This window comes from Roseobacter sp. GAI101 (assembly GCF_000156335.1).
In the GTDB taxonomy this organism is placed as follows: Bacteria; Pseudomonadota; Alphaproteobacteria; order Rhodobacterales; family Rhodobacteraceae; genus Sulfitobacter.
In genome coordinates this window covers 2,594,162-2,608,297 of record NZ_DS999213.1, presented here as the reverse complement: position 1 = coordinate 2,608,297, position 14,136 = coordinate 2,594,162, and the positions used below count along the sequence as shown (strand labels likewise).

Genomic DNA, 14,136 nt, shown 5'->3' with positions numbered 1-14,136 from the left:
GCAGATCAATAACCTGTCGGGCACCTGTTAAATCCGGCAGTCCCCTGCATATATGGAAATCGAACCGAACAAGGACAGTCGACATGGCGTTGGATCAGATACACACACTTTCCGTATCGGGGATGACATGCGGCGGCTGTGCTGCGCGGGTCGACAAGGCGTTGCGTGCTGTTCCGGGCGTGACCGAAGTCAGCGTGAACCTTGCCGACGATACCGCAATGGTGACCCATGCGGGCCGGGCGCTGACGATTGACACGCTTGCCAAAGCCGCGACCGATGCCGGCTATCCTGCGACGGCAGCGACAAAGAAGACCGCGCAGGATCACGCCAGCGTAAAGCGCGAGGAAACCGAAGAAATCGGGCGGGCCTTTACCATCGCTGCCGTGCTGGCGTTGCCCGTCGTCGTGTTGGCGATGGGCGCGCACATGATCCCCGGTATGCATGGATTGATTGGCGAAACGATTGGCCATCAGGGCAGTTGGATGATCCAGTTTGCCCTGACTGCGATCTTGATCCTTGGGCCCGGGCGGCGGTTCTATACCATCGGTATCCCTGCGCTTTTGCGCGGTGTGCCCGATATGAACAGCCTTGTGGCGCTGGGCACGGGTGCCGCCTTTGTCTATTCCACCGTTGCGCTGTTCCTCCCGTCCCTTCTGCCTGCCATTGCCCGCGAGGTTTACTTTGAGGCGGCCGCCGCCATCATCGCGCTGATCCTGTTGGGCCGCTGGCTTGAGGCACGCGCCAAGGGCCGGACCGGGGCCGCGATCCAGAAGCTGATCGGTCTGCAACCGAACACTGCGCGGGTCAGACGGGGGGAAGATTGGGTGGATGTCGATATTGCTGATCTGCGTGTCGGCGATGAAATCCTGATCCGCCCCGGTGAACGTCTGCCCACCGATGCCATCATCCTTGACGGAGAATCCCGGATCGACGAAAGCATGATCACCGGCGAACCGATGCCGGTGCGGAAATCCGGCGGCGGTTCCGTGACGGGTGGTACTGTCAACGGCGATGGCAGCCTGGCTTGCCGGGTCACGTCCGTGGGGGATGACACCACGCTGGCGCAGATCATCCGCATGGTGCAGCAGGCCCAAGGCGCGCGGCTGCCCATTCAGGGGATGGTCGACCGCGTGACGCTGTGGTTCGTACCCATCGTTCTGGGGTTGGCGACGCTGACGGTGTTTGTCTGGGCGATGTTCGGGCCTGCTCCGGTGTTGTCGCACGCGCTTGTGGCGGGGGTGTCGGTGCTGATCATCGCCTGTCCTTGCGCGATGGGGCTGGCCACGCCGACATCGATCATGGTGGGCACCGGGCGCGCGGCCGAAATGGGCGTGCTGTTTCGCAAAGGGGACGCGCTGCAAGCCCTCAGCGGAATTGAAATCGTTGCTTTCGACAAGACCGGAACCCTGACCAAGGGCAGCCCCGCTTTGACAGCGCTTGTTCCTGCGGACGGTTTCGACCGTGAAACCCTGCTGGTCCAGGCCGCCGCGGTCGAGATACTGTCGGAACACCCGATTGCCCACGCGATTGTCGCTGCTGCAAAAGGCGTAGCGCTTCCTCAAGCTGAAAGGTTTCAGGCCATCAAGGGTCAGGGGGTGGCAGCTATGGTGGACGGGGTCACAATCCAGATCGGCAATGCCCGTCTGATGAAAGATGCGGGAATTGATACAGCCGTGTTTGCGGAAGAATTCGACGATCGCGCCAGTCAGGGCGAGACGGTATTTTTCGTCTCTGTTGCGGGTGAATTGGCCGGTTTGATCGCAATCTCAGACCCGATCAAAGACGATAGCAAGGCTTCGATTGCCGCCCTTCATGCCCGCGGATTGCAGGTCGCGATGATCACCGGTGATGATGAGAAAACGGCGCGCAGCGTTGCCGCTACCTTGGGGATCGATCACGTCGTGGCGGGTGTGCTGCCCGATGGCAAGATCGCAGCGCTGGACCAGCTGCGCGGGGCGGGTCAAAAGATCGCTTTTGTCGGTGATGGGATCAACGATGCCCCCGCGCTTGCCCATGCAGATGTGGGCATTGCCATTGGTACGGGCACCGACGTTGCGATTGAATCGGCGGATGTTGTGCTGATGTCGGGCAGTTTGACGGGCGTGAACAGCGCCATTGCCGTGTCTCACGAGACGCTGCGCAACATCCGGCAAAACCTGTTCTGGGCGTTCGGATATAACGTCGCGCTGATCCCCGTCGCGGCGGGGCTGTTGTATCCTCTGTTCGGCATCCTGCTGTCCCCGATCCTTGCGGCATCCGCGATGGCGTTTTCATCGGTGTTCGTGCTGACAAATGCGCTGCGCTTGCGGCGCATTAAAGTGCAGGTTTGATCCTTCGCAGGTGACGTGACGTTTATTGACGGTTATCCATGGGGCAAACTGCTTTCAAAGGATCAACCCCATGTCGTCAGATGCCTATGTCTTCACCCCACCGGAACAGGCCAGCCTTGCCGTGCAGGGATCCGATGCGCGCTTTCCCGTGCGCCGGATTTTCTGCGTCGGTCGAAACTATGCCGCCCATGCGATTGAAATGGGCAAGGATCCGACGCGCGAGGCCCCGTTTTTCTTCACCAAGCCAGCGGATGCAGCGCTTGATACCCCCTGCACCATTCCTTACCCGCCGCTGACTGAAAATCTGCATTTCGAGATAGAGCTGATCATCGCCATTGGCAAAGGCGGTGCGGACATCGCCGAAGCGGACGTGATGGACCATGTCTGGGGCGCGTCCGTCGGCATTGATCTGACCCGTCGTGACCTGCAAAACGAGGCCAAGATTGCGGGGCGTCCGTGGGATTGGGGCAAAGCCTTCGACAACTCCGCCCCCATCGCGCCGATTGTGCCGATTGCCGATGTGCCATCCGTGGAAACCGCGCGCATCTGGCTGGCGGTGAATGGCGATATCAAGCAAGACGCCGATCTGGCCGAACTGATCTGGTCGGTGCGCGAACATGTGTCGATCCTGTCGCAGGCCGTGACGCTTGCGCCCGGTGACATCATCATGACCGGCACGCCTGCGGGTGTGGGCGCGATCGTGGCCGGCGATGTGGTCACGGGCGGTGTGGACGGCATCGGCACGCTTGAGGTGACGATAGGTCCGCGCGCGTGACCGACCTTGTCCTGCACAACTATTTCCGGTCTTCGACCTCTGTCCAGGTCCGTGCAGCGCTGAACCTGAAAGGGCTATCTTTCGATTATATTCCGCTGTCGTTGTTGAAGGGCGAACAGGCCAGCGCCGAACACCTTGCGCTGAACCCTTCAGGGCTTGTGCCGACATTGGTCACACCGCAAGGCCCCTTGCCCCAATCCCTCGCCATTCTTGAATGGCTGGACGAGGTGCATCCGGAACCCGCCTTGCTGCCCGACGACCCTTGGGGGCGGGCCCGCGTGCGTAGCCTGGCCCATATCGTGGCGCTGGACATTCATCCGGTGAACAACCTGCGCATTCTCAAGCATCTTGAGGCTGAATATGGTGTCGATGCAGATGGCAAAGCCGCCTGGTTTCGCAAATGGGCGAATGCAGGGCTTGCGGCACTTGAGCAGCGGTTGAGCGCCGAGCCTGAAACAGGCGACTTCTGTCACGGGGACGCAGTCGGGCTGGCGGATCTTTGTCTTTACGCTCAGGTCCTGAACAACGCACGGTTTGAGGTCGATATGTCGCACTATCCGACAGTCCAGCGGATTCACGCAAATTGCATGGAAATCCCTGCTTTACGCGATGCCATACCAGCGAACCAACCGGATGCCGTGTAGTCACATTTTGACGCAGGATGTTGACTCGAAAATGTGGGCGCTATCTAAAATCACATAGATTATCGGGAGAAAACGAATGAAAATGATTTATGGTGCAGTGCTGGCCGTTGCTTTCGCAGCCCCGGCTTTTGCCGAAAGCCACAGCATGGGTGACGCAGCCGCCGGCGAAAAGGAATTCGGTAAGTGCAAGGCGTGCCACGCGATCGTCGATGACGCAGGCGAAACGATTCAGCGCGGCGGAAAAGTTGGCCCCAACCTTTACAATGTGGTCGGTCGCAAGGCCGGAGCGGTTGAAGATTACAAATACGGCAAGAGCATGGTTGAAGCAGGCGAAGGTGGTCTGGTCTGGGATGAGGCCAACCTTGCCGCGTATCTGGAAGACCCGAATGACTTCCTGAAGACAACGCTTGACGACAACAAAGCCCGTTCGAAAATGTCGTTCAAACTGCGCAAGGGCCGCGAAGATGTGGCTGCCTATCTGGCCAGCGTATCACCGGCCGCAGAAGGCATGGAAGAAGCTCCAAAGACTGAATAAGGCCGCTTTGGATCACTGAGAAACCGCCCGCCCGTCGCAAGATCGGGCGGGCTTTTTCTATTGTGCCGACAGCGATGCACGGGTTTTGTCTGCGCGCGCCCGTGCCTTGGCTGCCTGATCGGGCAAGCCGGATTTCTCGTAGATATCGCCCAGCAGCAGGTTCAGCGGCACGCCGTCAGGATCATAGGTGCGCCGCATCTCAAGCACCTGCTGCGCCGCAGATGCGCGGCCGTCTTGCACAAGCGCATCCAGATGAATTTGTTCGAACAGGTCGCGCTGCGCGTGGCTGCCGCCACATTCCGCCATCCTTGGCAAAGCGCGCCCAAGCTGGCTGATCGCCTTTGGCCAGTCGCCTTGCGTGTGCGCGATGATCCCGCGTGCTGCGGGCAATGCGACCTCGGCCCAGGCGGTGTGATCATATTGCGCGGCGTCCGCGGCGCGGTCTTCGATCGCCTGAAACAGGCTCTGAACCTCGGGTTTTTTGGTGCGGCCCAACGCGTACAAATACTGAAGGGTCAGAAATGCATTAACGGTATCCCTGCCGCGCATCGCGATATGATCCGCAACATCGGCCCAGCGGTCCCCAACATCGACACCTGCAAATTCCATCCGTGCCAACAGTGATACCGCGCCAACCTGATCCTGTGAATAATCCTTGGCCAGCCCCCAGATATGCGTGTCATAGGCGCGGCGCACGTCGTCATGGCGGCCTTGGGACAGGTAAAACAACGCCAGATGCCACCAGTTATGGCTGCGCATAAAGGAATTGAGCGGTTGCCATGTGTCGGCCACGCTTTCCAGAAATGCGGCACCTTCGATGACACGGCCCTGGGTCAGCATCACATGGGCCAACGCGTGATGGGCCCAAGGTTCGTCGTGCCGCAAAGCCATGGCCTGACGCGCAGCGGATTCAGCATCCTCCAGAAGGTGGCACTGTTCGTAGCCGAAGGCGATCATGCCGTGGACATAGGGGATATCTGCCGCCTCGGGCAGCGCCTTGAGGGCCATGCGCAACATGCCGACCGCGTCACCGGTATTGAACAGGTGATATTGCGCCAGCTTGAGCATCACCACATCGCGCGGGTGATCCTTCGTGATCGCGTCACACCCCGCGAGCATCGCAGGAATATTGCCGTCGACCCAATGGCCGATGGTTTCGATCACCCTTGCTTCGCGTCCGGTACCCGGATCAGCGGCGCGGGCGCGGGCAAGATAGGGTGCTGCCTTGGCCGGGGCGGCGGGGGCCTCAAGAAACATCCACAGCATCGCGGCGTAAGCATTGGCAAGGCCGCAATCGGGATCGGCGTCGGCAGCGGGGATGATGTTGGGGGCCTTTGCCTCGTAGGCGATGAAACCGTGGATGAAATCATTGATTCCCTGGAGGGTGTCAGGATTGGCCGTCGTGACGGGCAGGCCATAAAGGTCAACTGTCATACGGCACCTTTGATCGGATGTTTGGCTGCAAAATCCTTGAGGTGGTCAGCGACCGCCTGTGGTGCGTCCCAATGAATGGAATGCCCCGCATCAGAGACGATATGGGTCGTGACCCCCGCAAGCGCTTGCTGTGCCATCGCCAACGGAATCAGCATGTCGTCCCCTGCCAGAAGTGCCTGTGTCGGCACCGGTAGCGGCGACGGGAGGGCGGTGGGGCGATACCCTTCCAACGCGTTTAACTGGTGCGCCATGCCCCCGACCGATTGCGCGTGTGCATAGGTAAGCGATGCCGCAGCGGCGGCGTCCACGGCACCGGGAATGTCATAGACGGCAGGGGCAAACAGCCACGGAAAGAACGCATGCAACCAGGTATCGGGCGCTGCATCACTTTGACGGATCGTCAAAAGCGCCTTGAACAGGGCAAGATTGCGCGTCAGCCGGATCGGGGCCGTGGCGGCAAAGGTCAGGCTGGCGATAGTGTCAGGACTTGCGTGCATCAGTTCAAGCGCGATCATGCCGCCCATGGAATGCCCGATGACATGCGCCCGAGGGATATCCAGATGGGTCAGCAAGGCGGCACAATCCCGGGCATAAAGGTCAACCGAAACGGGGGCATCTACAGGAACCGTACGCCCCGTGGTGCGATTATCGGGTCTGATCAAGGTAAAATGCGGCGACAGCAACGGGACAAGTGGTGCCCAACTGGCGCTGTCACTGACCATGCCCGCGATCATCAGCAAAGGCGGGCCGCTGCCGTCCACTTCGTAATGCAGGGTAACATCGGGAAGGGAAAGCTCAGGCATTCAGGTCGCTCCAGCAGGGCAGCAGATCGCCGGGGGCAGGTGTCGCGTGGTAAATTGCACGGGCAATGGCGCGGGCCAGACACAGCGACGCCGCATGGCCGATCAAGGCCAGCATATTGTCTGCGACCTGATGCCCGTCGGTGCTGAGCGCAAAGACAAGATCACCATCGTGGGGCGTATGCGCGGGCACCGTTGCACGCCCGATACCGTCATGGGCCGCGACGGCCATCCGTTGGCATTGCGCCTTTGTCAGGGTCGCATCGGTGGCGACGATCGCGATTGTCGTATTTTCACGGGGCGACATGGCGGCGGTCTTGCGGCTGGTCAGGTCAAGGCCCAGACCACTGGTTGTGTCAGGACCCAAACCGCCATATTCGGTCCCCATTTCGAACGGTGCCGCATAGAAATGGCGGTCGCCGGGGGTCGTCACCGCACCTACGGGATTTGCCGCGACCAACGCGCCGACCATCGTACCATCCGGCAGCTGCAGCGAGGCTGACCCAAGCCCCCCTTTCACCATAGCGCTCAGCGCGCCGGTGCCGGCCCCGATGGTCCCCAAGGCAAAGCTGTCGCTTGCAGTGTCGAAAGCCGATCGCCCAAGCGCGCGATAGGGGTTGTCGGCCCAAGTCTTGTCGCCGCCATTAAGCAGATCAAAGAGAATTGCGCCCGGTACCAAGGGGATCGTGGCATTGCCGACCCTGAACCCACGCCCTGCCGCCCGCAGCCCGTCCACGGCACCGGAACAGGCATCAAGCCCATAGGCCGACCCGCCCGACAGCACCAGCGCATCGACCGCCGCCACGGATTTATCCGGGGCAAGCAGATCGGTTTCGCGCGTTCCCGGCGCGCCGCCCATGACGTGGACAGAGGCGGTAAACGGTCTATCGGCCGTCAGAACGGTAGCCCCGGATTTCAGCGCATCATCCTGGGCATTGCCCACGCGGAGGCCCTGGATATCCGTGATGAGGTTTTTGGGACCGGTTTTCATGGGTCAGAGCCTGTCGAAAGTGCGGGACGCTCCGCGGGGAGTTTATTTGGCAAAATGAAGCCGGGTCAGATGCAGCGTCCACCGTCAACTTCGAGGGCGATGCCGGTGATCATGCTGGCCTCGTCCGAACACAGGAACAGGGCAGCGTTGCCCATGTCTTCGGGTTGGCTGAAGCGGCCCAAGGGGATCGTGGACAGGAATTTGGCGCGAATTTCGGGGGTGTCTTCGCCCATGAAGGTGGTCAGCAGGGGCGTTTCGCCTGCAACGGGGTTGATGGCATTGACGCGGATGCCATTGGGGGCAAGTTCGACCGCCATGGTTTTGGTTGCGGTGATCATCCACCCCTTGGAGGCATTGTACCAGTTGAGGTTGGGACGCGGGGAAACCCCTGCCGTCGAGGCAACATTGAGGATCGCCCCGGTGCCCCGTTCCTTCATATGCGGCACGATGCTGCGGGCGGTGAGGTAGACGGATTTCATATTCACCCGGGTGACGCGGTCAAAATCGTCTTCGCTGATCGTATCAAGGGGGGCGGGCATGTGGGAGACGCCTGCGTTGTTGATCAGGATGTCGATATGCCCCCACGCCGCAAGCGCGGCGTCTGTCATCGCCTGCACGGACGGTCCGTCGCCCACGTCAACCTGCTGCGCGATGGCGTGATCGCCCATTTCAGACGCGAATTGATCGGCAGCAGCGCCATTGATGTCAGCCACCATCACCTGCGCGCCTTCTTGCAGGAAGCGGCGGACGATGCCTGCGCCAAAGCCCGAGGCTCCTCCGGTTACGATTGCGGTTTTTCCTGTCAGACGCATAATGTCCCCTCCGGTTGTGTTGTTTTTTGCGATGCTAGGATTATTGGTCGGCCTCGCCAAGCGCTAGCGTTCGATTCTGAATGTAAAACTGCCGCATTGATGGACCGTCTTTGGCGGGCCCTGGGTGATCTCGCAGGCATTTTCGCAATCGGTCAGGCATTGTTGCCAGAAGGGCATGCCGCCGGGGGACAGGGCCGCGACGCCGAGGGTCCAGTCGCCGCCAAGTGCGTTGAAGATCAGATGCGCGGCTTGCGTGCCGATTCCTTGATGCCGGTGCGCCGGCAGTATGGTGAATTCGGTCAGTTCGTGGGTGCCATCGGGATGGTTCCAGACCAGCGCAAAACCGATAGGCTTGCCGTCCGTGTTGATCAGGTAGGGGTGGCGGCCGCGTTCGATCCAGTAGCGATCCAGGGCTGACGGGTAATAGGGCGGGCCGTCGGGCAGGAGTTCTGCGAAATAAGCTTTGGCCATGGCGTCCAGGACGGCGCGATCAGGCTCTGACACGGGGGTAATCGTGATTGTCATGCTGTTTGGCTTTCGAATTCGGGCAGAACAGGGGCGGCGGCCAGCAGCTTTTGGGTATAGGGGTGTTGCGGGTCTTCGAACACGGCCTGAGTTTCCCCCTGTTCGACGATCTTCCCGGATTTCATCACCAGCACCCTGTCCGTCACGGTGCGCACGACTGACAGATCATGGGAGATAAACAAGTACGTCAGGTCATAGGCTTTGCAGAGATCGGCCAGCAGATCCAGGATCTGGGCGCGGACCGACACGTCAAGCGCGCTGACTGCTTCATCAAACAGGATCAGATCGGGGCGAATGATCAATGCGCGGGCAATTGCGATACGCTGGCGCTGGCCGCCGGAAAATTCGTGGATGTATTTACGCGCATCGCCTGGGGCCAGGCCAACGGCGGTCAGCGCCTCGGCAATGGCGGCGTCATGCGCTGTGCCTTGGGGCGGGTCGGATAGCAGGTGAAACGGTTCGGTGATCAGACGGTCCACACGGTGGCGGGGATTGAAGCTGCCGAAAGGGTCCTGAAACACCACCTGCATCTTGCGCCGCACGGCAAGGTTGGGTTTCGTGCCGGTAAAGACGGGTTCACCGTCAAGGGTGATTGTGCCGGCTTGAACCTGCTCAAGCCCCAAGATCGCCCGTGTCAGGGTCGATTTTCCACAACCGGATTCACCGACCAGACCCAGCCGTTCACCGCGCTGGATGGTAAAGGACACATCATCGACGGCGCGAAAGCTGTCGGGTTTGCCAAAAAGGGTCTTGCGCGGCAGGCTGTAATCCCGGCTTAGCTTGTGGACTTCAAGAAGCGGTTTCGGCGCAGGGGCTGGCGGCAAGGTTACCTTGTGGTTCGATGCGGCAAACAGCATTTGGGTATAGGGATGCCGCATGTTGCGCAGCAGTGCCTGGGTTTCGCCTTGTTCGACGACCTCGCCCTTGCGCATGACGATAATGCGGTCGGCCATATCCGCAACGACGGCCAGATCATGGGTGATCATCAGGAGGCCCATGTTGTCTTGTTTGGCGAGGCCCTTGAGCAGGTCAAGTATCTGCGCCTGGGTCGTCACATCCAGCGCCGTCGTCGGTTCATCCGCGATCAACAGCCGGGGGCGCAGGGCGATGGCCATGGCGATCACGACACGCTGGCGCTGGCCACCGGACAATTCGTGGGGATAGCGGGTCAGAGGAAACCGGTCTTGGGGCAGGCCAACACGTTCCAGCGTTTCGGCAGCCTTGGCAAAGGCAGCATCGCGCGACACCGACCGGTCATGGACACGGATCGTTTCGGCCACCTGTGTACCAATGGTCTGGACAGGGTTCAGCGCGGTCATCGGCTCCTGAAATACCATACCGATGTCATTGCCGCGGATATCGCACAGGGCGCGTTCGGACAGCGTCAGCAGGTCATCGTCGCCCAGCATCACGTGGCCCGTGGCGCGCGCGCCCTTGGGCAGCAGTTGCATGGCGGCCAGTGCGGTCATCGATTTCCCCGACCCGCTTTCGCCCGTCACCGCGACGATTTCGCCGGGGTTCACGGACAGCGTCACGTCATGCAGAATCTCGAAGCTGTGGATCGCCAGCGACAGGTTGGTGATGTTCAACAGCGTCATGCCCGCGCCACCCGCAGCCGTGGGTCCAGATGGTCGCGCAGGCCATCGCCCATCAGGTTCAGGCCCAGCACAGTAAGGATGATCGCAAAACCGGGCATCAACGCCATGTGCGGCGCGATGGACACAAGTGTCTGTGCATCTGCCAGCATCCGCCCCCACGAGGGCGTGGGCGGTTGCGCACCAAGCCCGACATAGGACAGACCTGCTTCGGCCAGGATACCCAGACTGAACTGGATGGTGCCCTGAACGATCAACAGGTTGGTGACATTGGGCAGGATATGTTCGACCGATATGCGCGCCGCCGACTTTCCGGCAACCCGCGCGGCAAGGATAAATTCACGTTCCCAAAGGCTTAGTGCCGCACCACGGGTGATGCGGGCAAAAACGGGGATATTGAAGATGCCGATGGCAATGATGGCGTTGATGGCACTGGCCCCGAAAATAGCCGTGATCAGGATGGCGATAACAAGGCTGGGAAAGGCGAAAACCAGATCGTTGCCGCGCATGATGATCTCGTCTACCAGCGATCCGCGTCGCGCTGCCGCCCAGAGGCCCAGCGGGATACCAAGGCCCATGCCGATCCCCACAGCGACCAGCGCCACCGCGATCGAGGTCCGCGCCCCGACCATGATCATGCTCAGGATATCGCGGCCGAAATGGTCGGTCCCCAGCAGATGGGTGCCACCCAGTCCCTGAAGTTTGTTCGGGATGTCCATTGCCGTGTGGTCGAACGGCGTCCAGACAAATGACACCACCGCAGCCAGCACGAACACCGCCGTCAATGCGCCGCCAAGGATCAGATTGCGGTTCATGAGCGTGTCCTAAGCCGTGGGTCGACGGCGGCATATGCCAGATCGACCAGAAAATTCACCAGGATCACGGAAAACACCAACAGCATGACGACGGATTCTACCACGATCAGATCGCGTGCAGAGATCGATTGAAACACCAGCCGCCCCAGCCCCGGCAGATAAAACACCTGTTCGATAATGATGGATCCAGCCAGCAGGAACGAAAATTGCAGCCCGATGATGGTCAGCACAGGGATTAACGCATTGCGCAGCCCGTGCCGCCACAGCGCCTGACGCGCGGTTAAGCCCTTGGCGCGGGCGGTACGCATGTAGTCTTCGCCCAGAACATCCAACAATGACGACCGCATGACGCGCGCCAGGATCGCAGCTTGGGGCAGGGCCAGCGCAATCGCGGGCAACGTCAGCGCGTGCAGGCCAGCCCAAAGGCCCTTGTCCCAGCCCACGAAACCCCCGGCGGCGAACCAACGCAGGTTGATCGCGAATATCAGCACCAGCATCATCGCAAACCAGAAGTTCGGCACAGCGACGCCCAGTTGCGTGGCCCCCATCACCCCCACATCGCCGGGCCCGCCGCGCCGCGAGGCAGCATAGATGCCAGCGGGAAATGCAATCAGCGTCGACAGGACCAGCGCATAAAGCGCCAGCGGCAGCGACACCCACATGCGCGCCGAGATCATATCGGCGACGGGGGTGCGATAGGTATATGAGGTGCCGAAATCTCCGGTCAGCAAGCCGCCGACCCAAGATAGATAGCGTTCCACCTTTGAGGCATCCAATCCCAGTTCTGTCCGCAGGGCCGCCAGGGTTTCGGGCTGGGAATTAATCCCCAGCATAAAGGACGCCGGATCGCCGGGGGCGACTTCGATGACGGTGAAAATCACCAGCGATGCCACAGCAAGGCTGATGCACAGGGAAAGCAGGCGTTTCAGGGTATAGCGGATCATTTCGCTACGTTAGGCGCGGATCAATGAAGGGTCCAGAGTATAAAGATGAAGAAATAAAGTTGTTTGGAGGCAGAGGTTTAAGGCCTGAAAAACCAGCGTCAGGAAAAAATTTGTCGATCATATCCGGAACCTTCCGGACTCCATCGGGTTAGTTCGGTGAAGATACAGTAGAGCAACCAGTAGGATTTTTTAGAATGACAAATACGTTTAAGACACTCGCAATCGCAGCCCTCATGGGTACCGTTTCTGCACCGGCATTTGCTGCTGCACACATGAGCCCCTCGATGAGCTGCGCCGAGTACAAGACACTGTCCGCGGAAGACCAGCTGACAGTCGCGACAATGGCGATTGCCGAAGTTGACGATGGTGCAAACGGTACATCGATGGAAAGCAACGCCAAGGCGACCGACTCTTCCACCGACGTCACGGCATCCGTTGCTACGGACGGTGCGGCAGCCGAAACATCGCTGAGCGATGGCGAGCCGAAAGCAGTCGAAGCAACCGGCGGCGACACAATGGCGTCGAACGAAACGGCTGAACCCATGGACGAAGCTGCCTTGGAGCGCTTCATGCTGGTATGTGAACGGAATTTGGATGCGACAGTTGGCGAAGCCGCTGCTGGCCTAGAAGGCACACGTTAACTTTTGCAAATTATGGGCGGACTATGTTGCCCTAGTAACGAGTATCGGCGGGCGCAGAAATGCGTCCGCTTTTTTTTGTTGTCCTGACGGCTCGCTATCGGCGGGCGGCGGGTTACCTTTGCGGCTATGGACGTACCCAGATTCATTGGTCACGAGATTTTTCGCGGCTCGAGCTATGGCCGCTGGCATCCGCTTCGGGTGCCCAGAGTGTCTACGGTCATTGATCTGTCGCGCGCTTTGGGGTGGTTGCCGTCCGGTCAATTCATCACGTCGCCCCGTGCCAAACCCAAGGCGCTGACACAATGGCACACGCCCGACTATATCGCGGCGCTGAACAGGGTCGAAACGAACCAGCACGCCACGGATGAGGACTTGCGCCGCCACGACATCGGCAGCGTGACCAATCCGGTCTTTCCCGAGATTTTTCGAAGGCCCGCCACCGCAGTGGGCGGATCGATCCTTGCCGGTGAACTGCTGCGCGACGGCGGCGTGATCTATAACCCCGCCGGTGGCACACATCACGGGATGCCCGACCGCGCCAACGGTTTTTGCTATCTGAACGACCCCGTGCTGGCGATGAAATCGCTGCGCCATCACGGGGTCCGGCGTATTGCCTACATCGACATTGACGCGCATCACCCCGACGGGGTCGAAGTGGGATTTGGCGGTGATCCCGATTGCCTGATGATCTCGATCCACGAAGACCGGCTGTGGCCCCGGACCGGTCCGATTGAAAATGACGCGGGTGGCAATGCGTTCAACCTTCCCGTTCCGCGCGGGCTGAATGATACCGAGATGGCGCATATCCGCGATCACCTGATCCTGCCTCGGGTGCAGGCGTTCAGGCCCGACGCGATTGTCCTGCTCTGCGGTGCCGATGCGGTCGAAGAAGACCCGCTGTCGCATTTATCCCTCTCTAACAACGCACATTGGGCCGTTTTGCGCGGATTGATGGGGATGGCACCGCGCCTGCTGGTTCTGGGCGGTGGCGGCTATAACCCCTGGTCCGTCGGACGTCTGTGGACAGGGGTTTGGGGCATCCTAAATGGGCAAGACCTGCCCGACCGGCTGCCCGCCCCCGCACAAGCGGTTTTGCGGGGCTTGCGGTTCGACGGCAACCGCCGTGGTAAAAACCCGCCCGATCATTGGTTCACCACCCTGCGCGATGCCCCGCGCGAGGGGGACGTGTGCGATGAGGTCAGGCAGATGGTCAGGTTGCTTGCTGCCCGCGATTGGGGATGACGATTGTGACCGCCAACAAAAAACGCCCCCGCAAAACGGAGGCGTTTCATTCA

At 60.5% G+C, this 14,136-nt stretch carries 14 protein-coding genes; 6 read left to right on the top strand and 8 right to left on the bottom strand.

The genetic code is table 11. The features are described 5' to 3' along the window. Positions 1-83: 83 nt before the first annotated feature. From RGAI101_RS12125 to RGAI101_RS12110, 4 genes are all read left to right on the top strand, one after another. Positions 84-2,330, top strand: coding sequence for a heavy metal translocating P-type ATPase (locus RGAI101_RS12125; protein ID WP_008225971.1), 2,247 nt, complete (start codon positions 84-86; stop codon positions 2,328-2,330). 70 nt (positions 2,331-2,400) lie between these two features. Then, entirely contained in the window at positions 2,401-3,105 is a 705-nt protein-coding gene (locus RGAI101_RS12120; protein ID WP_008226465.1) for a fumarylacetoacetate hydrolase family protein, read from the top strand. Beyond that, positions 3,102-3,749 carry a maleylacetoacetate isomerase gene (gene maiA, locus RGAI101_RS12115; RefSeq protein WP_008228858.1) on the top strand — a complete coding sequence of 216 codons (648 nt, stop codon included), beginning with the start codon at positions 3,102-3,104 and terminating at the stop codon, positions 3,747-3,749. The genes RGAI101_RS12120 and maiA overlap by 4 nt, the downstream gene beginning before the upstream one ends. 76 nt (positions 3,750-3,825) lie before the next feature. Then, positions 3,826-4,284, top strand: coding sequence for a c-type cytochrome (locus RGAI101_RS12110; RefSeq protein ID WP_008225545.1), 459 nt, complete (start codon positions 3,826-3,828; stop codon positions 4,282-4,284). Between the two features lie 57 nt (positions 4,285-4,341). Here the strand turns inward: RGAI101_RS12110 and RGAI101_RS12105 are convergent, their stop codons facing one another. The 8 genes from RGAI101_RS12105 to RGAI101_RS12070 form a co-directional block, all read right to left on the bottom strand. Further along, positions 4,342-5,718 carry a tetratricopeptide repeat protein gene (locus tag RGAI101_RS12105; protein WP_008228537.1) on the bottom strand — a complete coding sequence of 459 codons (1,377 nt, stop codon included), beginning with the start codon at positions 5,716-5,718 and terminating at the stop codon, positions 4,342-4,344. Next, positions 5,715-6,521 (bottom strand): alpha/beta fold hydrolase, encoded by an 807-nt coding sequence (locus RGAI101_RS12100; RefSeq protein ID WP_008225334.1) that lies wholly within the window; start codon positions 6,519-6,521, stop codon positions 5,715-5,717. Before RGAI101_RS12100 ends, RGAI101_RS12105 begins: the two co-directional genes overlap by 4 nt. Beyond that, the gene (locus RGAI101_RS12095; protein ID WP_008225258.1) at positions 6,514-7,509 is read right to left on the bottom strand and encodes a P1 family peptidase; all 996 of its coding nucleotides are present in this window, start codon (positions 7,507-7,509) and stop codon (positions 6,514-6,516) included. The genes RGAI101_RS12100 and RGAI101_RS12095 overlap by 8 nt, the downstream gene beginning before the upstream one ends. Positions 7,510-7,574: 65 nt before the next feature. Next, a complete protein-coding gene (locus RGAI101_RS12090) occupies positions 7,575-8,321 on the bottom strand; it encodes an SDR family oxidoreductase (protein ID WP_008226157.1) in 747 nt (248 codons plus the stop codon). Positions 8,322-8,384: 63 nt separating this feature from the next. Continuing rightward, complete coding sequence (locus RGAI101_RS12085) at positions 8,385-8,846, bottom strand: GNAT family N-acetyltransferase (protein ID WP_008229253.1); 462 nt, start codon at positions 8,844-8,846, stop codon at positions 8,385-8,387. Next, a complete protein-coding gene (locus RGAI101_RS12080; protein ID WP_008225147.1) occupies positions 8,843-10,444 on the bottom strand; it encodes an ABC transporter ATP-binding protein in 1,602 nt (533 codons plus the stop codon). The genes RGAI101_RS12085 and RGAI101_RS12080 overlap by 4 nt, the downstream gene beginning before the upstream one ends. Next, on the bottom strand, positions 10,441-11,256 hold the full coding sequence (locus tag RGAI101_RS12075; RefSeq protein ID WP_008227466.1) for an ABC transporter permease: 816 nt from the start codon (positions 11,254-11,256) through the stop codon (positions 10,441-10,443). The genes RGAI101_RS12080 and RGAI101_RS12075 overlap by 4 nt, the downstream gene beginning before the upstream one ends. Then, the gene (locus RGAI101_RS12070) at positions 11,253-12,200 is read right to left on the bottom strand and encodes an ABC transporter permease (protein ID WP_008226213.1); all 948 of its coding nucleotides are present in this window, start codon (positions 12,198-12,200) and stop codon (positions 11,253-11,255) included. The genes RGAI101_RS12075 and RGAI101_RS12070 overlap by 4 nt, the downstream gene beginning before the upstream one ends. Positions 12,201-12,394: 194 nt before the next feature. On the opposite strand from RGAI101_RS12070, the gene RGAI101_RS12065 reads away from it, so the two are divergent. Then, positions 12,395-12,841 (top strand): hypothetical protein, encoded by a 447-nt coding sequence (locus RGAI101_RS12065; RefSeq protein ID WP_037228119.1) that lies wholly within the window; start codon positions 12,395-12,397, stop codon positions 12,839-12,841. 126 nt (positions 12,842-12,967) lie between these two features. Then, positions 12,968-14,083 carry an acetoin utilization protein AcuC gene (locus tag RGAI101_RS12060; RefSeq protein ID WP_037228117.1) on the top strand — a complete coding sequence of 372 codons (1,116 nt, stop codon included), beginning with the start codon at positions 12,968-12,970 and terminating at the stop codon, positions 14,081-14,083. Positions 14,084-14,136 lie beyond the last annotated feature (53 nt).